General features: G+C 71.6%; 24 protein-coding genes and 1 riboswitch. Of the genes, 9 read left to right on the top strand and 15 right to left on the bottom strand.

What is annotated here, in order from left to right:
- Nucleotide 1: 1 nt before the first annotated feature.
- The 7 genes from ACYSUO_RS16215 to rho form a co-directional block, all read right to left on the bottom strand.
- On the bottom strand, nucleotides 2–742 hold the full coding sequence (locus ACYSUO_RS16215) for a dienelactone hydrolase family protein (protein ID WP_461776819.1): 741 nt from the start codon (nucleotides 740–742) through the stop codon (nucleotides 2–4).
- A gap of 71 nt (nucleotides 743–813) precedes the next feature.
- Nucleotides 814–2,145, bottom strand: a complete 1,332-nt coding sequence (locus ACYSUO_RS16220; protein ID WP_461776820.1) for a hypothetical protein — start codon at nucleotides 2,143–2,145, stop codon at nucleotides 814–816.
- A 386-nt stretch (nucleotides 2,146–2,531) separates the two neighbouring features.
- Nucleotides 2,532–4,538 carry a GTP-binding protein gene (locus tag ACYSUO_RS16225; RefSeq protein ID WP_461776822.1) on the bottom strand — a complete coding sequence of 669 codons (2,007 nt, stop codon included), beginning with the start codon at nucleotides 4,536–4,538 and terminating at the stop codon, nucleotides 2,532–2,534.
- Between the two features lie 144 nt (nucleotides 4,539–4,682).
- Nucleotides 4,683–5,801, bottom strand: a complete 1,119-nt coding sequence (nicT, locus tag ACYSUO_RS16230; RefSeq protein WP_461776824.1) for a Nickel transporter NicT — start codon at nucleotides 5,799–5,801, stop codon at nucleotides 4,683–4,685.
- Nucleotides 5,802–5,832: 31 nt separating this feature from the next.
- Nucleotides 5,833–6,048: riboswitch (cobalamin riboswitch) on the bottom strand.
- Between the two features lie 4 nt (nucleotides 6,049–6,052).
- Entirely contained in the window at nucleotides 6,053–6,556 is a 504-nt protein-coding gene (locus ACYSUO_RS16235; protein ID WP_461776825.1) for an inorganic diphosphatase, read from the bottom strand.
- A gap of 65 nt (nucleotides 6,557–6,621) precedes the next feature.
- The gene (locus ACYSUO_RS16240; RefSeq protein ID WP_461776826.1) at nucleotides 6,622–7,113 is read right to left on the bottom strand and encodes a GNAT family N-acetyltransferase; all 492 of its coding nucleotides are present in this window, start codon (nucleotides 7,111–7,113) and stop codon (nucleotides 6,622–6,624) included.
- 29 nt (nucleotides 7,114–7,142) lie between these two features.
- A complete protein-coding gene (gene rho, locus ACYSUO_RS16245) occupies nucleotides 7,143–8,288 on the bottom strand; it encodes a transcription termination factor Rho (protein WP_461776828.1) in 1,146 nt (381 codons plus the stop codon).
- Between the two features lie 359 nt (nucleotides 8,289–8,647).
- Between rho and ACYSUO_RS16250 the strand changes: the two genes are divergently transcribed.
- The gene (locus tag ACYSUO_RS16250) at nucleotides 8,648–9,358 is read left to right on the top strand and encodes a class I SAM-dependent methyltransferase (protein WP_461776829.1); all 711 of its coding nucleotides are present in this window, start codon (nucleotides 8,648–8,650) and stop codon (nucleotides 9,356–9,358) included.
- A 151-nt stretch (nucleotides 9,359–9,509) separates the two neighbouring features.
- Nucleotides 9,510–10,304: a VOC family protein gene (locus ACYSUO_RS16255; RefSeq protein ID WP_461776830.1), complete on the top strand. Its 795-nt coding sequence runs from the start codon at nucleotides 9,510–9,512 to the stop codon at nucleotides 10,302–10,304.
- A gap of 3 nt (nucleotides 10,305–10,307) precedes the next feature.
- Here the strand turns inward: ACYSUO_RS16255 and def are convergent, their stop codons facing one another.
- On the bottom strand, nucleotides 10,308–10,955 hold the full coding sequence (def, locus tag ACYSUO_RS16260) for a peptide deformylase (protein ID WP_461776831.1): 648 nt from the start codon (nucleotides 10,953–10,955) through the stop codon (nucleotides 10,308–10,310).
- A 142-nt stretch (nucleotides 10,956–11,097) separates the two neighbouring features.
- On the opposite strand from def, the gene ACYSUO_RS16265 reads away from it, so the two are divergent.
- Nucleotides 11,098–11,823: a GNAT family N-acetyltransferase gene (locus ACYSUO_RS16265; RefSeq protein WP_461776832.1), complete on the top strand. Its 726-nt coding sequence runs from the start codon at nucleotides 11,098–11,100 to the stop codon at nucleotides 11,821–11,823.
- 40 nt (nucleotides 11,824–11,863) lie between these two features.
- Here the strand turns inward: ACYSUO_RS16265 and ACYSUO_RS16270 are convergent, their stop codons facing one another.
- Nucleotides 11,864–12,325 (bottom strand): MarR family winged helix-turn-helix transcriptional regulator, encoded by a 462-nt coding sequence (locus tag ACYSUO_RS16270; protein ID WP_461776833.1) that lies wholly within the window; start codon nucleotides 12,323–12,325, stop codon nucleotides 11,864–11,866.
- Nucleotides 12,326–12,476: 151 nt separating this feature from the next.
- Here ACYSUO_RS16270 and ACYSUO_RS16275 point away from each other — a divergent pair, with 151 nt between their 5' ends.
- Together ACYSUO_RS16275 and ACYSUO_RS16280 are read left to right on the top strand one after the other, a co-directional pair.
- Entirely contained in the window at nucleotides 12,477–14,492 is a 2,016-nt protein-coding gene (locus tag ACYSUO_RS16275) for an oxidoreductase (protein ID WP_461776834.1), read from the top strand.
- 100 nt (nucleotides 14,493–14,592) lie between these two features.
- On the top strand, nucleotides 14,593–15,120 hold the full coding sequence (locus ACYSUO_RS16280; protein ID WP_461776836.1) for a PadR family transcriptional regulator: 528 nt from the start codon (nucleotides 14,593–14,595) through the stop codon (nucleotides 15,118–15,120).
- 3 nt (nucleotides 15,121–15,123) lie between these two features.
- Here the strand turns inward: ACYSUO_RS16280 and ACYSUO_RS16285 are convergent, their stop codons facing one another.
- From ACYSUO_RS16285 to dhaK, 4 genes are all read right to left on the bottom strand, one after another.
- Nucleotides 15,124–16,134, bottom strand: coding sequence for a fibronectin type III domain-containing protein (locus ACYSUO_RS16285; protein WP_461776837.1), 1,011 nt, complete (start codon nucleotides 16,132–16,134; stop codon nucleotides 15,124–15,126).
- Nucleotides 16,135–16,279: 145 nt separating this feature from the next.
- Nucleotides 16,280–16,693: a dihydroxyacetone kinase phosphoryl donor subunit DhaM gene (gene dhaM / locus ACYSUO_RS16290; protein WP_461776839.1), complete on the bottom strand. Its 414-nt coding sequence runs from the start codon at nucleotides 16,691–16,693 to the stop codon at nucleotides 16,280–16,282.
- Nucleotides 16,690–17,310: a dihydroxyacetone kinase subunit DhaL gene (dhaL, locus tag ACYSUO_RS16295; protein ID WP_461776840.1), complete on the bottom strand. Its 621-nt coding sequence runs from the start codon at nucleotides 17,308–17,310 to the stop codon at nucleotides 16,690–16,692. Before dhaL ends, dhaM begins: the two co-directional genes overlap by 4 nt.
- A gap of 87 nt (nucleotides 17,311–17,397) precedes the next feature.
- Nucleotides 17,398–18,390: a dihydroxyacetone kinase subunit DhaK gene (gene dhaK / locus ACYSUO_RS16300; RefSeq protein WP_461776841.1), complete on the bottom strand. Its 993-nt coding sequence runs from the start codon at nucleotides 18,388–18,390 to the stop codon at nucleotides 17,398–17,400.
- A 388-nt stretch (nucleotides 18,391–18,778) separates the two neighbouring features.
- Here dhaK and ACYSUO_RS16305 point away from each other — a divergent pair, with 388 nt between their 5' ends.
- The 3 genes from ACYSUO_RS16305 (at nucleotide 18,779) to ACYSUO_RS16315 (ending at nucleotide 21,483) form a co-directional block, all read left to right on the top strand.
- A complete protein-coding gene (locus ACYSUO_RS16305; protein ID WP_461776842.1) occupies nucleotides 18,779–19,378 on the top strand; it encodes a hypothetical protein in 600 nt (199 codons plus the stop codon).
- 99 nt (nucleotides 19,379–19,477) lie between these two features.
- Entirely contained in the window at nucleotides 19,478–20,716 is a 1,239-nt protein-coding gene (locus ACYSUO_RS16310; RefSeq protein ID WP_461776843.1) for an NAD(P)-binding domain-containing protein, read from the top strand.
- The gene (locus ACYSUO_RS16315) at nucleotides 20,713–21,483 is read left to right on the top strand and encodes a class I SAM-dependent methyltransferase (RefSeq protein ID WP_461776844.1); all 771 of its coding nucleotides are present in this window, start codon (nucleotides 20,713–20,715) and stop codon (nucleotides 21,481–21,483) included. Before ACYSUO_RS16310 ends, ACYSUO_RS16315 begins: the two co-directional genes overlap by 4 nt.
- Before the next feature lie 282 nt (nucleotides 21,484–21,765).
- Here the strand turns inward: ACYSUO_RS16315 and ACYSUO_RS16320 are convergent, their stop codons facing one another.
- Entirely contained in the window at nucleotides 21,766–23,121 is a 1,356-nt protein-coding gene (locus ACYSUO_RS16320) for an MFS transporter (RefSeq protein ID WP_461776845.1), read from the bottom strand.
- Between the two features lie 116 nt (nucleotides 23,122–23,237).
- Between ACYSUO_RS16320 and ACYSUO_RS16325 the strand changes: the two genes are divergently transcribed.
- Nucleotides 23,238–23,603, top strand: coding sequence for an ArsR/SmtB family transcription factor (locus tag ACYSUO_RS16325; protein ID WP_461776847.1), 366 nt, complete (start codon nucleotides 23,238–23,240; stop codon nucleotides 23,601–23,603).
- 70 nt (nucleotides 23,604–23,673) lie between these two features.
- Here the strand turns inward: ACYSUO_RS16325 and ACYSUO_RS16330 are convergent, their stop codons facing one another.
- Nucleotides 23,674–24,060 carry an ArsR/SmtB family transcription factor gene (locus ACYSUO_RS16330; protein WP_461776848.1) on the bottom strand — a complete coding sequence of 129 codons (387 nt, stop codon included), beginning with the start codon at nucleotides 24,058–24,060 and terminating at the stop codon, nucleotides 23,674–23,676.
- Nucleotides 24,061–24,139 lie beyond the last annotated feature (79 nt).

Below are 24,139 nucleotides of genomic sequence, written 5' to 3' on the forward strand. Positions count from 1 at the left end.
CTCAATCGCCGGCGGGGCTTGAATGGCCGAGGTTGGATTTGAGGAAGGTGAGGGTTGCGGTCCAGGCCTGCGCCGACGCCTGCGGGTTGTAGACCTCTGGGCGGCCGTCGTTGAAGAAGGCGTGGTCCGCCGGGTACATGCGGAAGTCGGCGTCGATGCCGGACTGGTTCTTGATCGCGGTGCGCAGGCCGTCGAGGGTGGCCGGAGGGATCGCCTCGTCGCGCTCTCCGTAGTGGCCCAGGATCTGCGCCTTCAGGCGGGAGAAGTCCGGGATCTCACCCTGGATCACGCCGTAGAACGGGACCGCCGCGCTCACCCGCTGGTCCGCCGCGGCCAGGTACAGGACGAAGCCGCCGCCCATGCAGAAGCCGACCGCGCCGACCGTGTCGGAGGTGACCTGGGGGAGGGCGAGCAGGTGGTCGACCGCGCCGGAGAGAAGTTCCACACCGCGCTCCACCGGCAGGTCCTGCATCATGCGGAACGCTTCCCCGGAGTCGTGCGCGACGTTCCCGCCGTACAGGTCGGGCGCGAGTGCCACGAAGCCCTCAGCGGCGAGGCGGTCGGCGACGTCGGCGATGTGGTCGGTCAGGCCCCACCACTCCTGGATGACGATGACGCCGGGGCCGTGCCCCGAGGCCGGGAGTGCCAGATAGCCGTGGGCCGTGCTGCCGTGGCTGTCGAATGTCACGTTCTGGTGGGCCGGGCGGCCCGTGGACCTGGGAGTGTGCGGGGTGTGTGCCATGTGCCCACGATGCCACCGCGGGACGCGCCGCGGTGGCATCGTGGGCCCAACCGGAGTCAGTCCCTCCGGGGTCAGTCCTTCTTCTGCGCCGACTGGAGCGCCGTGATGCAGGTCGCGATCGCCGCCTGCAGTTCCTCGAGGCGCTGCAGCATGTCGTCCTCGACGATGTCGTCGATCTCCTCGGCGGCGACGTCGTCGAACGTCAGCTCCTCGAAGGCCTTCGTCGCCTTCTGAAGGCTGCTGTAGAACTTCGCGCGCCGCTCCTGCACCCGCAGCTCGGGGTCCTTCTCGACGGTCTCGGCGACGAGCGTGCGCACGGTGTCGTACGCCTCGCGGGCCCACTCGCCCGCCTCCTCGTCCTCGTCCAGCTCGTCGATGAGGGACAGGTGCCGCTCGGCCTCCTCGCGCAGCGCGGGGGAAGCCTCGATCTTCTGGCCCGCGGGGGTCTTGACCTGGCCTTCTTCCGCGATCCTGCGCACGTACTCGAGCTGGCCGCCGGTCTTGGTCTCCTCGGCGACGGCCTTCTTCAGGTCGTCCGTACGCACGATGTCGCGCGCCATGCCCGTGCGCAGCACCGGGTCCTCGTCGAGGCGGTCCATCAGCGCCTTGCGGGCGGCCTCGGCGGTGCCGGGGTCGGCGAGGATCGCGGCCCGCAGCGCCGTCGGGTTCTCCGCGACCTCCAGGGCCTTCGTCGGGCGGATGCCCTCGGACTCGGCGGCCGCGGTGATCGCCTGGCCGCGCACCGAGGTCGCGCTGTTGCGGGACACGTAGTACGACAACCAGACGTCGGCGTCCGGGAGTTCGACGTCGGCGCCGGGCGTGAGGGCCTCGAACTGGGGGACCAGGCCGTCGTCCGCCGCGCTGTCCCACGCCTTGTAGAACCGCATGACGCGGTCGGGGGAGCAGCCGGCGAGTTCGGCGAACTTCCGGGCGGAGACCTTGGCGGACTCACCGGCGGGCTGTCCGCCGGGTCGGACGCTGCGGGCCACCTTCAGGGCGAAGGCCCAGCCACCGGTGCGGGCGTAGACGCCGAACTCGTGGGCGTCGCGGGTGATGGCCTCAGGTACGTCGCCGGGGGCGGGGTCGTCGTCGGCGGCCGCCTCGGCGTCGACGTCGGAGCTCTCCGCGAAGGGGACCTCCGTGGGCGGCGTCCAGAAGCTGTCGGACGCGCTTTCCGGGGTGCTCTCGGGGGCGGGCGCGGCGGCGTCCGGGGTCTCGGTGGTCGGGGCGTCGGTGGTCGGCGGGGTCCACATGTTCTCGGTGTCCCCGGGCTCGGCCGTCTCCTCGTTCGCGGGTGCGGCGGCGCTGCTGTCCGGGGCGACGGCCGGCGCGGGTACGGGCTCCGCGGGGGCGGCGTCGCCGGACGGGATGGCGGCGTCGGACGAGTCGATGGCTACGGACACGTAGGCACTCCTGAGTGATCGGGCACGTGCGGGTTGACGAGCCACTTTATCGTTCCGATTGGGCCGTTTTGCGCGCGAGTTGTCGCAGCGGCGCGGCGGACACGTGTGCGATGCCCGGCCGACCCGGGCCCGGACGGCGACACGGGCGGCGACGCGGGCGGTGGCATGGGCGGTGGCGCGGACGGGCCCGCTGTTCGCGGCTCCCCCTTCTGCGAACAGCGGGCCCGGGCTCGGCCTCCACCGTGCGCCGCGGCGGGAGAGCGAAGGCACGGGAGGCTCGATACCTCAGCGTCTCAGCGCCCGGCCCCGCGACGGACGGGGCCAAGGGTCCCTCGCGGGTGGGCCGAACGGCCCGGATTCAACCTCCCCGAATCGCCCCACAACTTTCACCCCGTCCGCGCCCCCGCCCCGCGCACCACCCGCAGCAGGTACTCCTTGCGGTGCAGCGGGTCGTGGTCCGTGCGGGAGCGGCGCGGTGTGTCCTCGCGGACCGGGGCGTAGTGGTCGAAGGAGGCCTCAAGGACGCCTTCGCCCCGGGTGAGGGACGGCAGTTGTTGCTCCAGGGCGCGCACCCGTGCCGCCGGGATGAGCCCGTCGACCGTGGTCCATGCCCCGCCGTCCGTGTGCTGCCCCGTCGGCACGGCCCGCAGCCGGGTGATCACCGGCAGCACCGCCCCGTACAGGTCGGCCGGGATGTCCAGGCGGAAGCGGTGCATCGGCTCGCACACCGCCGTGCCCGCGCGGGCGAGTGCGCTCATCAGGACCAGCGGGGTCAGTCCGCGGAAGTCGCCCGCCGTGCTCGACATGGACTTGTCGAAGACGGCGTGCGCGTGGCTCTGCCGCGGCGCGTAGCCGGAGCGCGTCAGTGTCACCGTGCAGTCGGTAACCTGCCAGCCGAGCAGGCCCTGGCGCAGCGTCCTGTGCGCGGTCTCCTCGATGGCCTTGATGAAGGCCAGGGGGAGGGAGCCGAGCTCGATCCCGAGCCGGAACGCGATGCCCGAGCCGATCGGCGCCGGATCGACCCGCAGGCCGATGGTCGCCAGGAACGGGTTCCCGTCGTCCTTCATGGCTTCGAACGCCGCGCCGGAACCCGTAGGCCGCTCGACGCACAGCGGCGTCGACTCCCGGAACGTCACGTCGAGCCCGAACTCCTCGGCGAGCGTGGCCTGTACGACCTCCTTCTGCACCTCGCCGTAGAGCGACAGGAAGATCTCCTGGCGGATGTCGTCCTGCCGCAGGCCGATCAGCGGGTCCTGCTCGGCGAGCTGGGTGAGCGCGGCGAGCAGGGCGCCGCGCAGCCCCGGCCGGTCCGGGTCGACCACCGTCTCCAGCGTCGGCGGAGCGAAGTGGTGCTCCTTGACCGGGACGTGGGGCTCGCCGAGGTCGTCGCCGACGCGCACACCGCCGAGTCCCCACAGGCGCGCCACTTGCCCGGGGCCCGCCTCCGTGCGTGGTGTGTCCGCGCCGTCCGCGAAGACGCGTACGGACGTCACTCGGTCCTCCCCGCCACCGGGCAGCGCGAGCCGTTCGCGCACCCGCAGGGTCCCGGTGAACACGCGGGCGTACGCGATCTTCTCGCCGGCCGGACCGCGCTCCACCTTGAACACGCTGGCGGACAGCGGCAGTTGGGGCCTTTCCTCGGCGGGAGGGAGCAGTCGCGTGATGCCGTCCACGAGGGCGGGGATCCCCGCCCCGGTCATCGCCGAGCCGAAGTACACGGGATGCGCCTCGGTGCGCGCCGTCTGCTCGGCGAGCGCGTCGCGCAGCCGGCCGTACGTGACCGTCCCCTCGTCCTTGACGTACGCCTCCAGCAGCGCGTCGTCGTGGGCGGAGAGCACGTCGACCAGGCGGGCGCGGTGCTCCGCGTCCTGGGCGGCGTAGGGGGCGCAGAGCGCGTCCCGGCCGCCGAGGCCGTGCGGCACCGTGTTCATCGGGACCACGGCAGGGGTGAGTTTGTGCCGCAGGTCGTCGAGGAGCGCGGCCTCGCGGGCGCCGCCGCGGTCGACCTTGTTCACGAACACCAGCGTGGGGATGCGCAGCCGGCGCAGCGTCCGCATCAGGACGCGGGTCTGCGCCTGCACACCCTCCACGGCGGAGACGACGAGCACGGCCCCGTCGAGGACCCCGAGCACCCGCTCGACCTCGGCGATGAAGTCCGGGTGGCCCGGTGTGTCCACGAGATTGACGTGGGTGTCGCCGAGCGGGAACGACGCCACGGCGGACTTGATGGTGATGCCGCGCCGGCGCTCCAGGTCGAGGGAGTCGGTACGGGTGCTCCCGTCGTCGACCCGGCCGAGTTCGTCGATCACCCCGGCGGTGTGCAGGAGCCGCTCGGTCAGGCTGGTCTTACCGGCGTCGACGTGCGCGAGAATACCCAGATTCAATGTGTGCACTGACAGTCATGTCCTTGGGGGAGAGGGCAGTGGCCTTCTGAAGGAACATGTCTGCAGAGCGCATGAATCGGTCCTCACGGTAGGGGCGCGCGGGGTTGCCCGCTGCGTTCAGTGCAGCAGGGGCCGCGCGCCCCGGCAACCGAATTACGCGCCGTCGGCCACCCGCGCCGACCACCGCTGCTCGACCCGCGCCAGGCGCCAGTAGGCGATCGCCGCCGCCCACACGACCACGAACAGGCCCACGATCACGTACCCGACGTTGTCGAGGTCGAGACCCGCGATCCAACCGGTCACCGCGTCGCTCAGGTCGAGCTTGTCGTGCAGGACGCCGACGAGTTCGATCGTGCCGATGAAGAACGCGACGGCGATCGACAGACCGGTGATGGTGAGGTTGTAGAACACCTTGCGCACCGGATTGGAGAACGCCCACTGGTAGGCGAAGTTCATGAACGTGCCGTCGAGTGTGTCGAACAGGCTCATGCCCGCGGCGAACAGCAGCGGCAGGCACAGGATCGCGTACCACGGCAGGCCCGCGGCGGCGCCGCTGCCCGCCATCACCATCAGCGTCACCTCGGTCGCGGTGTCGAAGCCGAGGCCGAAGAGGAAGCCCAGCGGGAACATCTGGCCGGGGCGGGTGATGGACTTGGTGAAGCGGCCGAGGATCCGGTTCATGAACCCGCGGGAATCCAGGTGCTCCTCGAGCTTCCGCTCGTCGTAGGAGCCCGCGCGCATCGCCTTGAATACCTTCAAAATGCCCATCAGGGCAACGAGGTTGAGTGCGGCGATGAGATACAGGAACGAACCGGAGACGGTGGTGCCGACGACGCCGAGCACCTGGTGGGTGCGCGAGTCGTCGTTCATCAGGGTGCCCGCGAGGGCCGCGCCGCCCGCGACGAGCGCCGCCATCGCGACCACCACGCTGGAGTGGCCGAGCGCGAACCAGAAGCCGACCGAGACGGGCCGCTTTCCGTCCGCCATCAGCTTGCGGGTGGTGTTGTCGATGGCCGCGATGTGGTCGGCGTCGAAGGCGTGCCGCATGCCGAGCGTGTACGCGGTGATGCCGAGGCCGATTCCGAAGGCCTTGTTGTCGACTTCGTAGTGCTCGGGGACGACGAGCAGGAACAGCACGCCGAACGCGACGACGTGCAGCGCGGCAATCACCGCGATCAGGCCGGCCGTGCGCAGCGTGTCCTCGCGGCGCCAACGGAAGGCAGGGGGAGGGGAGTTCAGGGCAGGGGTCGGGGAGTTCCCGGGCAGGGTCATGCGTCGATCACGCTCCAGCACCTCGTGGATCACTTCGTGAGATGCCGCGGCCGGTCTCCTGGCTTACGGGCGTGCCCGCCGCTCCGGCCTTCCCAGCGGCCGACGGCCGCCAGTGGCGTACAGGGTGGAACGGCGCGCTCCGGACGTCGCTGTCCGAAACCCGATCACAGTGGCGAGGGCCGCTCCGGAATGGGCCCCTGAAGGGCCGTCACCGGTCTTCCCGAGCACCACGGCGCCGACCACCCTACTACCTACCCCGAAGCACGTTCGCGGGCCCGGTGGATCTCCTTGTACGCCTTCTCCCGGCCCTCCCAGTGGGAGCCGTCGACCGATTTTCCCGGCTCCAGATCCTTGTAGACCTCGAAGAAGTGGGTGATCTCCAGGCGGTCGAACTCGGGGATGTCCTCGATGTCCCGGATCGCGTCGTGCCGTGGATCGTGCGCGGGAACGCACAGCACCTTCTCGTCCGGGCCCTTCTCGTCGCTCATGACGAACATGCCGATCGCCCGGCACTCGACGACGCAGCCGGGGAACGTCGCGTCGCCGGTCAGGACGAGCGCGTCCAGCGGGTCGCCGTCGCCGCCGAGCGTGCCCTCGATGTAGCCGTAGTCCGCGGGGTACTGGGTCGACGTGAACAGCATCCGGTCGAGCCGGATCCGCCCGAGATCGTGGTCCATCTCGTATTTGTTCCGTGAGCCCTGTGGGATCTCCACGGTCACGTCGAACGCCTCGGCGTGTGCCTGGCTGCTGCCCAATGTGGCCTCCTTGCCGCATTCCGACGCCCACGAGTGTGCGCCGTGCCGGGCAAGGGCGGAACCCCTCAGGCGGCCGGGGGAATGGGGAATTCGAGTTCGGGCCGGTCCCAGGCGACGGCCGGCGGGCGCGCGGGCACGGTGCCGGTGCGGTGCGCGCCCATGGAGCGGTAGAAGCCCTCGGCGGGCGGGTGCGCGACGACGCGGACGTGGTCGAGGCCCGCGGCCAGCGCCTGCTCCCGCATATGGTCCACCAGCAGCCGCCCGATGCCCCGGCCCTGCGCCTCGTCCGCGACGAACATCAGGTCCAGCTCCGGCGGCTCGGCGAGCAGCGCGTAGAAGCCGAGCACCCGCTCGTCGGCCGGATCCACCGCTACGTAGACATGGTGCGCCTCTACGTAGTCCGGGCCCACGCGGTAGCCCGCGACCATGGAGGCGTAAGGGTCCCGGTAGGCGCCGGAGTTGCGCACGAGACGGGTGAGGCGCCGGGCGTCCTGGGCGGTGGCCCGCCGGACGGTGATCGGGGGACCCCCTCCGCGGCGCGTAATGCTCGCGTTCATGGGTCGAGTATTACGTATCCGGGGCGGGGTCAGGCCGCGGGCACGGTGGACTGCGCCTGGCGCAGGAACGTGGCGTTGTCCGGGGTCTGGCGCAGCTTGTCGAGCAGGGCCTCGTAGGAAGCGGCCGGGTCCCGGCTCTGCAGGGCGCGCCGCAGCCCGCGGACGACGCCCAACTCGGCGGCGGGGAGCAGGAGTTCCTCGCGGCGGGTGCCGGAGGGGGTGAGCTCGACGGCCGGGTGGACGCGGCGCTGCGCGAGGAGGCGGTCGAGGCGCAGCTCCATGTTGCCGGTGCTCTTGAGCTCCTCGAAGTAGTAGTCGTCGGCGCGGGAGCCGGTGTCGACGAGGGCGGTGGCGAGGATGGTCAGCGAACCCGCCTCCTCGGCGTCGCGGGCCGCGCCGAAGAAGCGCTTCGGGCCGTGCAGGGCGGCCGCGTCCACGCCGCCGGACAGGGTGCGGCCGCTGGTGGCGGCCGCGTTGTTGTACGCCCGGCACAGGCGGGTGAGGGAGTCGAGGAGGATCACCACGTCGCGGCCCTGCTCGGTGAGGCGCTTGGCGCGCTCCACCGCGAGTTCGGCGAGCGCGATGTGCGCCTTCGCCGGCTGGTCGAACGTCGAGGCGTACACCTCGCCGCGCACGGAGCGGCGCATGTCGGTGACCTCTTCGGGGCGCTCGTCGACGAGCACCACCATGAGGTGGGCCTCGGGATGGTTGGCGGCGAACGCGGCGGCGAGCTGCTGAAGCAGGACCGTCTTACCGGTCTTCGGCGGGGCGACGAGGAGGCCGCGTTGCCCCTTGCCGACGGGCGTGAACAGGTCGACGACCCGTCCGGCGAGCCCCGCGGCCGGGTGTTCGAGGTGGAAGCGTTCGCTGGGGTGGAGCGGCGTGAGGTCGGCGAAGCGCGGGCGTCCGCGGGTGGCGTCCGCCGGGGCGCCACCGATGGTCTCGACGTGCGCGAGGCTGCGCGGCCTGCCGCACGTCCCCTCGACGAAGTCGCCCTTGCGCAGGCCGAGTTGGCGGATGAGGTGGGCGGGTACCTGGACGTCGTGCGGTGTGGGGATCAGGTCGGCCGCCCGCAGGAAACCGGGCCCGTTCCCGCCGATGTCGAGGACGCCGGCGGCGCGGACGGGTTCTTGGGGTGTGGCGGTGGTGGTGCTCATGGTGGTGGCCGTGGTCATGGTGATCACAGGTCCTTTCGCGGGCCGAGCCGCGGACGCGATGGGCGTACGGCGGCAGGCGTTCAAGGGCAGGGAAGGGGTGGGATCCGGCGAGAGGCAGGGGCGGCCGAGCGCGCCCCGCGGCCGGGGAGAACCTGGTGCCGCGGCGACGGGTGAAGAGCCCGCCAGAAGCCGCTGACCAGGGATGACGTGCACTGTGTGGCGACGGGAAAGCCGTCGCACCAAAAGCGCTGAAAAAAGAGATTCGGTACCGGCGCCTCGAAACGGGCGAGCACATGTACCGCCTTGACAGTACCACCCGGACCCCGCCGCGCGACAAGCCCCGACTTCGGGGCCGGCGCGCCCTATGCTGAGCGGCCATGTTCACCGATCAGGGCCCCACCCTCCGCGAGCTGACCGTTCAGGCGCTGTCCTCGGTCGAGCGGGGGTACGACCTGCTGGCGCCGAAATTCGACCAGACGCCGTTCCGTACCCCGGATGTCGTGCTCGACGCCGTGGGCCGCGCGCTCGCCGGGCTCGGCCCGTACGACACCGGGCTCGACCTGTGCTGCGGCACCGGGGCGGGCCTGCGCGTGCTGCGCGAAGCGGGCGTCGGGCGGGCCGTGGGCGTGGACTTCAGCGGCGGCATGCTGGACGTCGCGCGGCGCGGTGAGCCGACGGCCGACTGCGTCCGCGCGGACGCGCTCGCGCTGCCCTTCGGCGAGGTCTTCGACCTGGTGGTGAGCTTCGGGGCGTTCGGGCACTTCCTGCCGCGCGAGTGGCCACGGCTGTTCTCCGAGGTGTGCCAAGTGCTGCGCCCCGGCGGCCAGTTCGCGTTCCCGCTGCCCGCGCCGATGGGGCCCGGCTCGCTGGGCTACTGGGCGATGCTCGGCTTCGACGGCGCGATGCGGGTGCGCAACGCGGTGTGGCGGCCCCCGTTCGTCATGTACTACCGGCCGTTCCGGCTCGGCGACGTACGGCGGGAGCTGGACCGCGCCGGGTTCGATGTGGCGCTCCATGCGCTGTCCGAACTCGGCGAGCGGCCGGACGGCAGCCCGCGGTGCAGGCTGGTCGTGGCCACGCGCCGGTAGGCGGGGGCCAGTAGGACGCAGTGCCGATGGGCGGGGGCCGGCAGGACGCAGTGGCGTCCGCCGGATCGCGCCGCACGCCCGCCGCGCCTAGCGTGGTCCCATACCTGCCGGGCCGCGTCGTGCCCGGCGACCGACGGAAGGGTGTCGCGTCATGTCCGCTCGTCCTGAAGGCGCGCCGATCTGGGCCGACGCCATGTTCCCCGACCTGGAGGCCGCGAAGGGCTTCTACACGGAGCTGTTCGGCTGGACCTACGACGAGGGCAGCGCCGAGTTCGGCAACTACACGCAGGCGCGGACGCCCGACGGCAAGCGGGTCGCGGCGCTCGTGCCGCAGATGCCCGGCGCGGAGGGCGTGCACCCCGCCTGGAACCTGTACCTCGCCACCGCCGACATCGAGTCGGTCGTCGAGCGGATCAAGGACGCGGGCGGCAGCGTCATGATGGACCCGATGCAGGTCGCGTCCTTCGGCACGATGGTCACCGCCCAGGACCCCGCGGGCGTCGTCTTCAGCGTCTGGCAGCCCGACACCCACGAGGGCTTCGAGAAGGTCAACGAGCCCGGCGCGTTCTGCTGGGCCGAGGTCAACACCCGCAACGCCGGGCGGACCGACTCCTTCTTCCCGAAGGTCTTCGGCTACGACGTGCAGAAGATGGCCGACGAGAACATGGACTTCAACGTCTGGATGCTGGACGGCGAACCGGCCATGGGCCGCTTGCAGATGACCGACGAATTCCCCGCCCACGTCCCTTCGTACGTCAATGTGTACTTCGTCGTCGAGGACTGCGACGCGGCCGTCGCCACCGTCCAACGCCTGGGCGGCAAGCTGCACTTCGGTCCCGTGGACAGCCCTTTCGGCCGGTTCGCGGCGGTCGGGGACCCGCAGGGCGCGGCATTCTCCGTCATCGACGTGACCGCCGCCCAGGGTGAGATGCCGGAGATGGGCTGACGGTCAGTCGGACCCGGGAAGCTCGAACCCCAGCTCCTGAGCGGCGAGTTGGGGAGTCGGCTGCGCCCAGCGTTCCACTGCCGCGCTGCTCTGCGTGGACGACAGCGAGCGCAGCTCGGCCCGGTCCAGATAGAGCGTGCCGTTCAGGTGGTCCGTCTCGTGCTGCACGATCCGTGCGGGCCAGCCCGTGAACTCCTCGTCCACCGCGCGCCCTTGCTCGTCGAGGGCGCGCAGCCGCACGCGCTCGTGCCGGGCGACGACGGCCTGGTAGCCCGGCACGCTCAAGCACCCTTCGTAGAAGGCGGCGTGCCGCGGCCCCACACCTTCGTACGACGGGTTGACCAGCACCCGGAACGGCTGCGGGACCCGCCCCCGTGCCTCGCGCACCTCCTCGCTCACGGCCGCCGCGTCCTCGATGACGGCGAGCCGCAGCGGCACCCCGATCTGCGGCGCGGCCAGGCCCACGCCGGGCGCGGCGTGCATGGTGACCCGCATCGCGGCGATCAGCCGGGCGAGCAGTTCGTCGGGGAGCTGCCCGTCGACGGGCTCGGCGGGGCGGCGCAGGACCGGGTCGCCCGCCGCGACGATCGGCAGCGGCTCCTCGGTGGCGAGCAGGGACTCGACGTGATCACTCAGTGACGTGAACGGCATCGCGCCAGGATGCCAAGCGTGATCACGGGGGTGTGGTGCGGGGTCCGGGAATGCGGCGGCGCCTCCGGCGGTTCTGGTCTTTTGGCCGCCGTGAACGGATGGGGCGGCTGTGGCTCAGGAGAAGGTTCGAAGGTTCCGCCGGATGACGCAGACGTACGAAGAGCACGAGGGCACCACCGGTCCCGACCTCGGGTTCCACCCCCTCGACCACCCCGCGTACGCCGCGCTCACCGGCCCGCACGCGCACTTCGCCGAGCGCAGCGGCCGGGCCCTGCGCTATCCCACCGCCGTCACGCCGTGGACCGCCCTGCCGCCTGACCCCACGCCCTCGGACTGGGCGGACCTCGCCGCCTTCGCCGCCCCCGACGGAACCCTGCCGCTGCTCGGCACCGACATCGAGCTGCCGGACGGCTGGGAGGCGACGGTGGACTTCGAGGGCGTGCGTATGGTCGGCGACGCGGTGGACGCGGCCCAGGACCCGGAGGCCGTCCAGCTCACCGCCGACGACGTGCCGGAGATGCTCGACCTCGTGGCCCGCACCCAGCCCGGCCCGTTCACGCCCCGCACCATCGAACTCGGCACGTACCTCGGCGTGCGCCAGGGCGGCGCGCTCATCGCGATGGCGGGGGAGCGTCTGCACCTGCCCGGATACACCGAGGTCAGCGCCGTGTGCACCGACCCGGGCCACCGGGGCAAGGGGCTCGCGGGCCGCCTGGTGAAGGCCGTCGCGGCCGCGGTCCAGGAGCGCGGCGAGACCCCGTTCCTGCACACCGGCGCGGCCAACACCAACGCGATCCGGCTGTACGAGGCCCTGGGCTTCCACCTGCGCAACACGACCCACTTCCGGACGGTGCGGGCGCCGCGGTAGCGCGGAGCGGGCCACGAACTGAGCATGGGCCCGGAGCGACCTACGAGCCGCTTTCCTCTTCCTGGGCCGCGTGGTTGTAGCGCACCAGGTAGTCGGCGAACCGCTCCAGGTCCTCCTCCGGCCAGTCCGCCAGCCGGTCGCCGAAGATCTGGCGGCGGTTGACGGTCACCTGGCGCAGCACGTCGGCGCCCGCCTCGGTCGGGTGCAGGACCTGGACCCGGTGGTCGTCGGGGTCGACGCGCCGGATCACGAGGCCGGCCCGCTGGAGGGCGGCCACCTGGCGGCTGACCGTCGACTTGTCGAGGGCGTAGTGCGCCGCCAGGTCCGTGGCGCGGCAGCCGCCCCGCTCGTCGAGGTGGGCGAGCAGCGAGTACGAGACGAGCGAGAGCTCCGGGTGCATCCGCGCGGCGGTGGCCCGCGCGCGCCGGGCGAACGAGGTCAGCTCGCGCTGAATCGTCTCCACGGCCGCCTCGCGGTCGGCCGCGTGATCTTGCTGTGCCACGGCGGTTCCTTTCGGGATGCTCGTTGCACTCTACAACCCAGCCCGCCCGGCGGCGGCCCGACGTGGCGCGGATCTCTTTTGCAACTTGTTGCATAACCAGTGCAGTGTCCTCTACAACTGATTCGACCGTTCACCGCTCACGGAGGGCCCCATGAGCCGCTACCCGCACCTGCTCGCCCCGCTCGACCTCGGATTCACGACGCTCCCCAACCGCGTCCTGATGGGCTCGATGCACGTGGGCCTTGAGGAGGCTCCGAACGGGTTCGCGCGCATGGCCGAGTTCTACGCGACCCGCGCCCGCGGCGGCGTCGGCCTCATCGTCACCGGCGGCATCGCGCCCAACGCCGAGGGCTGCTCCTTCGAGGGCGGCGCCAAGATGACCACCGAGGCCGAGGCCGAGCAGCACCGCGAGATCACCGACGCCGTGCACGCGGCGGGCGGCAGGATCGCCATGCAGATCCTGCACTTCGGCCGGTACGCCTACCACCCGAACCTGGTCGCGCCGAGCGCGCTGCAGGCCCCCATCAGCCCCTGCGTGCCCAACGAGCTGAGCGACGCGGACGTCGAGCGGACCATCGAGGACTACGTGCGCGCCGCCGAGCTCGCCAAGTCCGCCGGGTACGACGGCGTCGAGGTCATGGGCTCCGAGGGCTACCTCATCAACGAGTTCATCGTCGCCGCCACCAACCACCGCACCGACCGCTGGGGCGGTTCGTACGAGAACCGGATCCGGTTCGCCGTCGAGATCGTGCGGCGCGTGCGCGAGCGGGTCGGGCCCGACTTCATCCTCATCTACCGGCTGTCCATGCTGGACCTGGTCCCCGGCGGCTCGACCCTCGACGAGGTCGTGCAGCTCGCCAAGGAGATCGAGGCGGCCGGCGCGACCATCATCAACACCGGCATCGGCTGGCACGAGGCGCGCATCCCCACCATCGCCACGTCCGTGCCGCGTGGCGCGTACACCTTCGTCACCAAGAAGGTCATGGGCGAGGTGAACGTCCCGCTCGTCACCACCAACCGCATCAACACCCCGGAACTCGCCGAGGAGTTGCTCGCCGACGGCGCCGCCGACATGGTCTCCATGGCGCGCCCGATGCTCGCCGACCCGGAGTTCGTGAACAAGGCCGCCGCCGAGCGCTCCGACACCATCAACACCTGCATCGGCTGCAACCAGGCCTGCCTCGACCACATCTTCAGCCTCCAGATCACCTCCTGCCTGGTGAACCCGCGCGCCTGCCACGAGACTGAGCTGGTGCTCTCGCCGACCCGGATCCGCAAGCGCGTCGCCGTCGTCGGCGCGGGCCCCGCCGGACTCGCCTGCGCCGTCAGCGCCGCCGAGCGCGGCCACGAGGTGACCCTGTTCGACGCCGCCGCCGAGATCGGCGGGCAGCTCAACGTCGCCCGCCAGGTCCCCGGCAAGGAGGAGTTCAACGAGACGCTGCGCTACTTTCGCACGCAGCTCGAACTGCACGGCGTGAACGTCAAGTTGGAGACCCGCGTCGCCGCGGGCGACCTCGACTCCTACGACGAGGTCGTCGTCGCCACCGGCGTCGCCCCGCGCACCCCCGCCATCGACGGCGTCGACCACCCGAAGGTCGTCGGCTACCTCGACGTCCTGCGCGGCGGCGCGCCCGTCGGCGACCGCGTCGCGATCATCGGCGCCGGTGGCATCGGCTTCGACGTCGCCGAGTACCTCACCGACGACGGCGAGAAGGCGAGCCTGGACCCGGCCACGTACTTCCGGCAGTGGGGCGTCGACATGGACTACGCCGACCGCGGCGGCCTCACCAAGCCCGAGCGTCCTGCCCCGCCCCGCCAGGTGCACCTCGTCCAGCGCAAGACCACCAAGGTCGGCGCGGGCCTCGGCAAGACGACCGGCTGGATCCACCGCACCGAACTGCGCCACCGCGGTGTCACCATGGTCGCGGGCGCCACGTACGACCTCATCGACGACGCGGGCCTGCACATCACCGTCGAGGGCGAGCAGTCCCTCATCCCCGTCGACACCGTCGTCCTGTGCGCGGGCCAGGAACCCCACCGCTCGCTGTACGACGACCTGGTGGCCGCCGGACGTACCCCGCACCTGATCGGCGGCGCCGACCTCGCGGCCGAGCTGGACGCCAAGCGCGCCATCAAGCAGGGCACCGAGGTCGCGGCGGCGCTGTAGGGCCCGCCCCAGAGACCGGGGAGTCACGTGACCGGGCCCGCCGGACACGTGACTCCCCTTCGCCCATGTCCACTCACGGGAACTCACCTACCCTTACGACATGTCACTCCCGCACGCGATCCTCACGGCGCTCCTGGAGAAGCCGTCGTCGGGCCTCGAGCTGACCCGCAGGTTCGACAGGTCCATCGGCTACTTCTGGTCGGCCACGCACCAGCAGATCTACCGGGAGCTCGGCAAACTCGAACGCGAGGGACTGATCCGCGCGCTGCCCACCGAGACACCCGCGCGCGGCCAGAAGAAGGAGTACGAGGTCCTGCCGCAGGGCCGCGCGGAACTGGCCCGCTGGACCGCCACCCCTCAGGATCCCAGGCCGCTGCGCGACCCGCTGCCGCTGCGCCTGCGCTCCGCCGCGGTGGTCGGCACGGAGGGCATCGCCGAGGACCTGAGCCGCCATCTCGCCCTGCACCGCGAGCAGTTGGCGACGTACCAGGACATCGAGAAGCGTGACTTCCCACCGGAGAAGAACAGCGAGGCCGACCGCCTTCAGCACGCGGTGCTGCGCGCGGGCATCGACCTCGAACGGTTCTGGGTGGACTGGCTGGAGCGGACCCTGACGGAGCTCGACTGAGCCTCAGCCCCGCTTCGTAGCCTTCCCCGTGGTCACCTTCCGCTCCGCCGAGAAGGCGCCCCACGTCCCGTCCGGCAACTGCGCGCGGAGCTTCACCCGGTGCTCCACGTGCGGCTTCTTGCCGATGTAGAAGCTGTACGTCGCCGAGTCGGCCGGCGCGTTCTCGCCCCACATCACCGTCGTCGCCTCCTGGCCGTCCAGGAACACCTGGTACGCAGGGACCTCGCCGCCGGTCCGCGGTGGCGTCCACGCCAGGTCGATGTAGTACGCGCCCTTCGCGCGCCGCGTCGACGCCTCGAACTCCGCAGGGGCGGTACCGGGCCCCTCCTCGCCCTTGCCGCGCGCGGTCGTCAGGCGCAGGGTCCCGCTCGCGGCCGAGGTGTTGTCGGCGGCGTCCCGGGCACGCACGCTGAACGCGTACGCGGTGCCCGGCCGCAGCCCGGTGACCAGCGCCCGCGTCTCCTTGCCGCCGACACTGTGGATCTTCGTGGCGCCCTGGTAGATGTCGTACGAGGCGACACCCCGGTCGTCCGTCGCCTTCCGCCACGCCAGCGACGCGGCACGGCTCCCGTCCGCCTCTCCGTGCAGCCCGGTCGGCCGGCTCGGCGCCGCGCGGTCCTCCTTGACGGCGGCCGGTGTGGTGACGGTGACGCGGGGGCTGGCGGGCCCGAGAGAGCCGTCCGTGCCGCGGGCCCGCACCGTGAACACGTAACGGGACGTGGGCGCGAGCCCGGTGACATCGACCATGTGCCGCTCCGCGGGCAGCCGCTTCACGCGCTTGCCGCCCCGATACACCACGTACTCGTCGACCTCCGCCGTGCTCGCGGGGCGGTTCCACATGACGTGCACGGAGGTGGCGCTTCCGGCCTGCGCGGTGACCCCGGCCGGCGCCGACAGGGCGGGCCCCTCGGCCTTCGCGCTGTCGGAGAGGAGGCCGCAGGAGGCGAGCGCGGGCACGAGTACGGCGGCGCAGGCCGTGCGGGCGAGCAGGGTGCGTGGGGGGAGGCGTCGCACGGAGGGCCTTCCGTTCGAGCGGATTGGTACAGACCTGTATGGCACGAGAGGAGGGCTTTCCTCAAGGGGTTCGCGCCAACAGGTCTGTACCAAAGGCTCGTTGGGGGAGGCGGTGGGAGGAGCTGGGGGGCGGTTCCTCGCCCCTTCAGTCCTTCCGGTACGTGTACGCCTCCGATGCCGCCGCGGCGACCGAGTCCAGGTCCGCTCCGGTGGAGGCGGTGACGACCGCGGCGATCGCGCCCTCCACGAAGGGGGCGTCCACCAGGCGCGTGCCGTCCGGGAGTTCGTCGCCCTCGGCCAGCAGCGCCTTCACCGTCAGCACGGCGCTGCCGAGGTCGACGAGGACCGCGACCCCCGCACCCCGGTCGACCTTTGCGGCGGCGGTGGAGATCAGCTCGGAGCTGGTGCCGAGGCCGCCGTCCTCCGTGCCGCCCGCCGCCGCGACGGGCGCGGTGTCGCCGCCCCCGGAGAGCCCGGCCGCGAGCCGCGCCACGGACTCGGCGACGTCCTTGCTGTGCGAGACCAGCACGATGCCGACGGGCTTGTCGGGGGCGCTCATGCGCCCGCCCCCGCCTCGGCGGTCGCCGTCTCGGCCAGCGCGGCGATCAGCAGCGCCGACGATGTGGCGCCCGGATCCTGGTGCCCGATGCTGCGCTCACCGAGGTAACTCGCCCGCCCCTTGCGGGCCTGCAGTGGTGTCGTGGCCTCGGCCCCGTGCTCGGCCGCGGACCGCGCCGCGAGGAAGTCCCCTTCGCCGAGCGCCTCCACCGCCGGGACGAGGGCGTCGAGCATGGTCTTGTCGCCGGGCGCGGCGCCGCCGAGCGCGGCGACGGCGTCGACCCCGGCCTTCAGTGCCTGCGCGAAGTCCGCCTCGCCGACCTCGGCCGCGTCGCCCAGCGCCTTGCCGGTGCGGCGCAGCAGCGTCCCGTACAGCGGACCCGAGGCGCCGCCCACCGTCGAGATCAACTGCCGTCCGGCCAGGGTCAGTACGGCCCCCGGAGTGTCCGGCGCGTCCTTGTCGAGGGTGGCGCGCACGGCGTTGAACCCGCGCTGCAGATTGCTGCCGTGGTCCGCGTCGCCGATCGGCGAGTCGAGGTCGGTGAGCCGGTCGGCCTCGCGGTCCACGGCCGCGGCGGCCAGTGTCAGCCAGCGCCGGAAGAAGTCGGCGTCGAGCACGTGATCTCCTTGCTGTTCAGGTTCGTTGATGCGACGAGGTACCAGGGCGTGGCCTGTGCATGCATGCGTTCAGCTACATGCCCCTGTCTACATGCCCCAGCGGAGCCCGGCCGTGCTGACCGGCGCGTCCCACAGGCGCAGCAGCTCCTCGTCGGCCTGGCAGATCGTGACGGAGGCGCCGGCCATGTCGAGCGAGGTGACGTAGTTCCCGACGAGCGTGCGGGCGACGGGTACGCCGCGCTCCTCCAGCACCCGCTGCACCTCGGCGTTGAATCCGTAGAGCTCGAGCAGCGGGGTGGCGCCCATCCCGTTGACCAGCACGAGCACGGGGCTGCTGGGGTTGAGGTCCTCCAGCACGACGTTCACGGAGTAGTCCGCGATCTCCCCGGACGTCATCATGGAACGCCGCTCCCGGCCCGGCTCGCCGTGGATCCCGATCCCCAACTCCAGCTCGCCGGACGGCAGATCAAAGGTGGGAGCCCCCTTGGACGGTGTGCTGCAGGCGCTCAGCGCGACACCAAAACTCCGCGCGTTCTCGTTGACCTGCCGGGCGATCGCCTCGACGCGCTCCAGCGGCTGCCCCTCCTCGGCGGCGGCTCCGGCGATCTTCTCCACGAACAGGGTCGCCCCGGTGCCGCGCCGCCCCGCGGTGTAGAGGGAGTCGGTGACGGCGACGTCGTCGTTGACCAGGACCTTGGCGACCTGGACGCCCTCGTCCTCGGCGAGCTCAGCGGCCATGTCGAAGTTCAGTACGTCACCCGTGTAGTTCTTCACGATGAACAACACGCCGGCGCCGCTGTCCACCGCGGCGGCGGCCCGCACCATCTGATCCGGCACGGGCGAGGTGAACACCTCACCGGGGCAGGCCGCGGCGAGCATCCCGGGGCCGACGAACCCGCCGTGCAGCGGCTCGTGCCCGGACCCGCCGCCCGACACCAACGCCACCTTCCCGGCCACCGGCGCGTCCCGGCGCACGATCACCCGGTTCTCGACGTCCACGTTCAGCTCGGGGTGGGCGGCGGCCATCCCCCGCAGAGCGTCGGCGACGACCGTCTCGGCTACGTTGATCAACATTTTCACTGGTACCTCCGGGTGGCGTTGGCAGGTAGCGCGCTGACCTGCGTCTTGCCTGGTCAGGTTGGGTATTGGCGGTTCTGGATCTTGGCGGTCCGTGGCGGTCGATGTCGAGGGTGGGCGGGGCTGATGCTGACTCAATGCTGACTTTGCTTACGGCTTGTCAGGTGCTCCTTGTCGAGGGTGCTGCTCCCTCGCCAGTATCGACGGAGAGGTCGTGTTGGGCACCTGTTGAGACCTGAACGATGAGACGTTGCGGGAGTGCGTGTGGCTGCGGGGGCGGTCTGAAGGTCGGCGGACTCGATGGGGTGGTGACAGGACGCGGCTTACGCCCCATCATGGGTGAGTCATGGGGGGTTCGGGGTTTCCGTATCGCTTGCGTCGGAGCGGCAGCGTGCCGCGTCCGGCGCCGATCACTGCCGCCCGGGCCGGGCTGTTCTCCGTGATGGGCACGTCGGTGACCTTCACTGTCCATCATCTTGCGTTCGACTCCAGCCCTTCATGGATCGTGCGATCCTTCGCCGCGCTCCTGCTGTTCGTCGTCGCTCTGCCTGGTGCGGGCCAAGACCGGTCGCTGCGCACGCAGTTGATGCTCGCCTTCGGGTGCCAGGCGATCGTGGGGTACTGGTTCGTGCGGGCGGACGGTGCCGTGAGCCTGCCCGTGCACGAAGCGTGGTCGGCATCGCTGCATGCGGGGTGGCTCGTGGCCATCGCCCATGTCGTGCTGACCGCGCTGGGCGCGGTACTGCTGCACGGAGTGGACGACTGCCGGCGCCGCATGCTCGTCGCCGCCGCCAGGCGACAGTGGGAAGCGCTGGGCTCGCTGCTGCGGCGCTTGTTCGCCCCCGTGTGCACACCGCTCGACCTTGACCTGCCGGGCGCGGTGTGGCGTGTGGTCCCTCGGCCGATGCGTGCTCCTCCGTCCGCTGCCTTCCTCGCCGACGTGGTCGTGCGGCGCGGTCCTCCCTCCTCTCCCTGTTCGCTCGCCGCCTGACCGATCCGGGTTCCGGCGGCGAGTGGACTTCGGCACGTCCTCAACGTCCATGCCGGGACGCGGATCGGCTCCACGTGAGCGCCGCGTCAGGGGGGAAACATGTCTCGCACGTCCCGCACGCCTCGCGTGCATCCCACATCTCGTACGGCGACGCGCCTTCCGGTCGTCGTGATCGGAGCAGGCCCGTACGGCCTGTCCACCGCCGCGCACCTGAAGGGGCGCGGCCTGAACGTCAGGGTCTTCGGCTCGCCGATGGCTGCCTGGGACCAGAACATGCCGGCAGGCATGCTGCTCAAGTCGCCGCCGAGCGCGTCGATGCTGTCCGCGCCCGAGCCCGGCTTCACGCTGGCGGACCACTGCCGTCAGGCGGGACGGCCGGTGCTGACCGGGCACGACACGGTGCCGGTCGAGCTGTTCGTCCGCTACGGGCGTTGGTTCGCCGAGCAGGTGGTGCCTGAAGTCGAGGACCTGCGGGTCCTTGAGGTGGCTCGGCAGTCCGACGGCTTCCGGGTCGCGCTGGACTCCGGGGAGGAGGTCCGGGCGGCGGCCGTGGTCGTGGCCAGCGGCATGGGCGGCTTCGCGTACGTCCCGGAGGTGCTGTCGCCCCTGATGGACGAGGGGCATGCCTCGCACGCCTCCCAGCATCCCGACCTCGGCAAGTTCGCCGGGCGGAACGTCGTCGTGGTGGGCGCCGGGCAGTCGGCACAGGAGAGCGCCGCGTTGCTGCACGAGGCCGGCGCCGAGGTCCGACTCCTCGCCCGTACGCGGAAGTTGGTCTTCGGGGCGGGCCCCACGCCCCCGCCGCATTGGCAGCCCGACACCCCGTTGGGCCGCTCCTGGGGCCTGTACGGCGTGGTGAATCACGCCGCCGTCTTCCGGTACTTGCCGCGTGAGGTGCGGCTCAAGCTGGTGCGGCGGGTGCTCGGCCCGTTCGGTTCGTGGTGGCTCAAGCCGCGCCTGGACGGGGTGGTGCCGGCACTGCTCGGGCAGCACCTGACGGGTGCACGTTCGGACGGCGACGGCGTGGAGCTGACCACCCGGGACGCACAGGGCCGTACGCACACGCTGCACACCGAGCACGTCCTGGCGGCCACCGGCTACCGGGTGCGCGTGGACGCCGTCGACTTCCTCGACCCGGACCTGCGGGCCCACCTCGTCCGCACCGCCGGCTACCCGCATCTGGATGCCGGCTTCCGGTCGTCCGTGCCGGGGCTGTACTTCACCGGGATCCAGGCGGTGGCGACGTTCGGGCCACTCATGCGGTTCACCTGCGGGACGGCCTTCGCCGCGCCCCGGATCGCGGCGGCTGTGGCGGCTCGTGACGGGGTGAAGCGATGACGGCGGCAGGCAAGGCCAGGTCTGCGGTGAAGTCCGGGGCGAAGCGGCTTGTGGAGCGTGCCGGGTTCCGCATCGTGCGCAGCACCCAGCCCAGCGGCGGGGTGGACGACTTCATCCCGTTCGAACCGACGATGCGGGCCGCACGGGCTGCCGGTCTCACGGTCGGCGACTACATCGACGAGGTCATGAACGGGACGCCCGGCGCCACCCGGTCCACCGTCGACGAACTGCGGACGCTTGGCGTCTTCGCCGGGGAACCGGACACGGTCCTCGAGATCGGTCCCGGGTCCGGGCGGTATCTGGCGAAGACGCTGCAGGAGTGCTCTCCGGAACGCTACGAGATCTACGAGACGGCGGAGCCCTGGGCCGACTACCTGGTGGACGAATTCGGCGTGGTCGCCCAACCGGTCACGGACTTCAGCCTCGCCGCGACACCCGACGACAGCGTCGACCTCGTCCAGGCCCACAAGGTCTTCAACACCCTGACCTTCCTCGGGACTTCTCGCTACTTCTTCGAGATGGCCCGGGTGACGAGGCCCGGGGGCCGGATCGTCTTCGACGTCATGACGGAGACCTGCCTGGACCCGACGACGATGCGTGTCTGGGCGACGAAGGGCGGCGCGGGGCACGACTCCTTCCCGGCAGCCATGCCCCGCCGGACGTGCGTGGACCTCTTCGCGGATCTCGGGTGCAGCCTGGAGGCGAGCTTCCTCGCGCCCATGGGCGTCGCCTCCACCGAGGTACTCGTCTTCGGAAAGGAGGCCTGACCCCCGGGCCGTTGGTGCGCGGCGGCCACGAGCGTGTCGTGGCCGCCGCCCTGCCCGGCTCCGTGGCCAGCGGCGTGCACGGGACCTCGCCTTGCGCGGCGGGCGGATGAATTGCAGGCGTACCGCGGCCGGTGGTTCGGCGATGCTGGGGCCGCCCGCCTCCACCCATGCGACAGGTCGTCGGTGGCGGCGTCGTCCAGGGCGAAGCCGACCCAGGTGGCGCGTCCGCCCGCACGGCGGCCCGCCGTGGAGGGCTCGCCCCCACGAACTGACCGGTCGGCGTCAGTGGTGGGCGTGCACGTGCAGCCCGTCCGGGACGAGTCGGTGACTGTGCCGCCAACCACCGCCCACAGCAAGGGCGTCCGCGAGGTGCGGGTGATCCAGTGCGAGCGAGACATGCTCGTGCTCGACGTGTGCGACCGCCTCCTCGCCCCGGGCCGGCCACAGCCGTACCGCCCCCACCGCCGCGACCAGCGCGATGAGGCCCAGCGCGCCCACCGCCCACCCGAGCCCGGCCGCCCCGCCCAGCCAACCTGCCAACGGGTACGTCAGCAGCCAGCACGAGTGCGACAGCGAGAACTGCGCCGCGAACGCCGCCGTACGCTCATCCTCGGGCGCCGCACGCCGGATCAACCGTCCCGTCGGCGTGAGCACCATCGAGCACGCGGCACCGAACGCCGCCCAGACCGCGAGCAGCGCGGGCCAGCGCCAACTCCCGTCCGTCCCGGCCGTGATGGCCCCGAGCCCGGCGAACACGACGACGAGCAGCAGCGCCCCGCCGAGCATCACGGTCCGATCCCGTACCCGGTCGAGCACGCGGGGCAACGCGAGCGCCACGGCCATGGACCCGCCGCCGTACATCCCCAGCGCGAGCGACACCGACCCGGCGGACAGGCCGAAGACACCTTGCACGTACACCACGGAGTTCACGGTGACCATGGCGCTCGCGGCGGCCACCGCCAGGTTCAGCGCCAACAGGGAACGCAGCTGCGGGAGTTGGAAGAAGAGTCGGCTGCCCGCTGTGGCCTTCGCGTAGACGGAACCGGTGCGCGGCCCGGTTGCGGCGGCCGGCTTCGGCAGCGCGACGGAGACGACCAGCGCGGCCGACGCGAGGAACCCGGCCATCGTGCCGGTGAACAGCCAGTTGTACGTCATCACGGTCAGGAGCAGCCCGGCGAGCGCCGGGCTGAACAGGCTCTCCAGGTCGTACGCGAGCCGGGACAGCGACAGCGCCTGCGTGTAGTCGCGCTCCTTCGGCAGCACGTCCGGGATGACCGCCTGGAACGCAGGGGTGAACGCCGCCGACGCCGACTGCAGCAGGAAGATCAGGACGTAGACCTGCCAGACCTGCCCGACGAACGGCAGGCACAGCGCGACCCCCGCCCGGACCAGATCGGAACCCACCATCAGCGTGCGCCGCGGCAGCCGGTCCGCGAACGCGCCGATCGCCGGGGCGATGAGCACATACGCCACCATCTTGATCGCCAGCGCGGTGCCGAGTACCTCACCGGCGCTGTCACCCGCGATGTCGTACGCGAGCAGGCTCAGCGCCACCGTCGCCAGGCCGGTGCCGGTGAGGGCGACGACCTGGGCGGTGAACAGGTGCCGGTAGGTGGGATTGCGCAGGACGGACAGCATGCGGCGGTCTCCGGTTCGGTGTCGACTGCACCGCCACTGTATGCAACATGTGCGCATCTGCGCACCTAAAGGTTCGAAGGAATCCATCGGGCGGATGTCGGCTCTAGGCTGGGCGCATGCCCCAACGCGAGCCCGCCCCAACTGCACCCCGTGCGCATCTGCGCGAACCCGACACCGCACGTCTTGCGGAGGCGACCCGGGTGTTCGCGTTGCTCTCGGACACGACGCGGCTGCATGTGCTCTGGCTGCTCGCGCTGGAGGAGGGGGAGGCGGACGTCGGCTCGCTGGCCGAGCGCTGCGCCGCCTCCCGCACGGCGGTCAGCCAGCACCTGGCGAAGCTCCGGCTGGCCGGACTCGTGGAGACGCGTCGCGAGGGGCGCCACATCTACTACCGCCTGGCCGACGGCCACTTGAGGCGCCTGGTCGTGGAGGCGCTCAGTCACGCCGATCACCGGGTGAGCGGGCAGGCCCTGCACGACTGAACCCCGTTCAGCGGACGGCGCGCAGCCACTCGCCAACAGGACGGCGAGCGCGTCGAGGGGGGTTTGCTCGCTACTCCGTGGCGGTCGCCGTGAACTCGCGGGCCGGTGCGTCGTGCAGGCCCAGGCGAAGGTGCTCCACGTGGTGGAGGGCCTGGTCGAGAAGTTCGGCGACGTGGTTGTCGTGGAGCGAGTAGACGATGGAGCGGCCCTGGCGCTCGCCGGTGACCAGTCCGAGGTTGCGCAGCAGTCGGAGCTGGTGGGAGCAGGCGGAGGCTTCCATCCCGACGGCTTCGGCGAGGTCGCCGACCGGGGACGGGCCCTCTCGGAGGTGGGCCAGGATGTACAGCCGGGACGGGGTGGCCAGGGCCTGGAGTGTGGCGGCGACGTCTGCCGAGCCGACCGCGTCCAGGCGCTCGCGCGTGGTGGCGCTGCTGGTGGTGGCGCTTCCGTGGCCCATGGCGCAAGCGTAACGCATACACATGAAGACGTGTTCAGGTGTTCCTGTACGGTGGAAGTGTTGTTGCTTCCGCCCGTTG

This window comes from Streptomyces sp. UC4497 (assembly GCF_054871485.1).

Excerpts from the sequence above, each read along its gene's own strand:
- ACYSUO_RS16215 (WP_461776819.1), bottom strand. The coding sequence starts at position 742 with ATGGCACACACCCCGCACACTCCCAGGTCCACGGGCCGCCCGGCCCAC.
- nicT (WP_461776824.1), bottom strand. The coding sequence starts at position 5,801 with ATGACCCTGCCCGGGAACTCCCCGACCCCTGCCCTGAACTCCCCTCCC.
- ACYSUO_RS16240 (WP_461776826.1), bottom strand. The coding sequence starts at position 7,113 with ATGAACGCGAGCATTACGCGCCGCGGAGGGGGTCCCCCGATCACCGTC.
- rho (WP_461776828.1), bottom strand. The coding sequence starts at position 8,288 with ATGACCACGGCCACCACCATGAGCACCACCACCGCCACACCCCAAGAA.
- ACYSUO_RS16250 (WP_461776829.1), top strand. The coding sequence starts at position 8,648 with ATGTTCACCGATCAGGGCCCCACCCTCCGCGAGCTGACCGTTCAGGCG.
- ACYSUO_RS16255 (WP_461776830.1), top strand. The coding sequence starts at position 9,510 with ATGTCCGCTCGTCCTGAAGGCGCGCCGATCTGGGCCGACGCCATGTTC.
- def (WP_461776831.1), bottom strand. The coding sequence starts at position 10,955 with ATGCCGTTCACGTCACTGAGTGATCACGTCGAGTCCCTGCTCGCCACC.
- ACYSUO_RS16265 (WP_461776832.1), top strand. The coding sequence starts at position 11,098 with ATGACGCAGACGTACGAAGAGCACGAGGGCACCACCGGTCCCGACCTC.
- ACYSUO_RS16275 (WP_461776834.1), top strand. The coding sequence starts at position 12,477 with ATGAGCCGCTACCCGCACCTGCTCGCCCCGCTCGACCTCGGATTCACG.
- ACYSUO_RS16280 (WP_461776836.1), top strand. The coding sequence starts at position 14,593 with ATGTCACTCCCGCACGCGATCCTCACGGCGCTCCTGGAGAAGCCGTCG.
- dhaM (WP_461776839.1), bottom strand. The coding sequence starts at position 16,693 with ATGAGCGCCCCCGACAAGCCCGTCGGCATCGTGCTGGTCTCGCACAGC.
- ACYSUO_RS16310 (WP_461776843.1), top strand. The coding sequence starts at position 19,478 with ATGTCTCGCACGTCCCGCACGCCTCGCGTGCATCCCACATCTCGTACG.
- ACYSUO_RS16315 (WP_461776844.1), top strand. The coding sequence starts at position 20,713 with ATGACGGCGGCAGGCAAGGCCAGGTCTGCGGTGAAGTCCGGGGCGAAG.
- ACYSUO_RS16320 (WP_461776845.1), bottom strand. The coding sequence starts at position 23,121 with ATGCTGTCCGTCCTGCGCAATCCCACCTACCGGCACCTGTTCACCGCC.
- ACYSUO_RS16325 (WP_461776847.1), top strand. The coding sequence starts at position 23,238 with ATGCCCCAACGCGAGCCCGCCCCAACTGCACCCCGTGCGCATCTGCGC.
- ACYSUO_RS16330 (WP_461776848.1), bottom strand. The coding sequence starts at position 24,060 with ATGGGCCACGGAAGCGCCACCACCAGCAGCGCCACCACGCGCGAGCGC.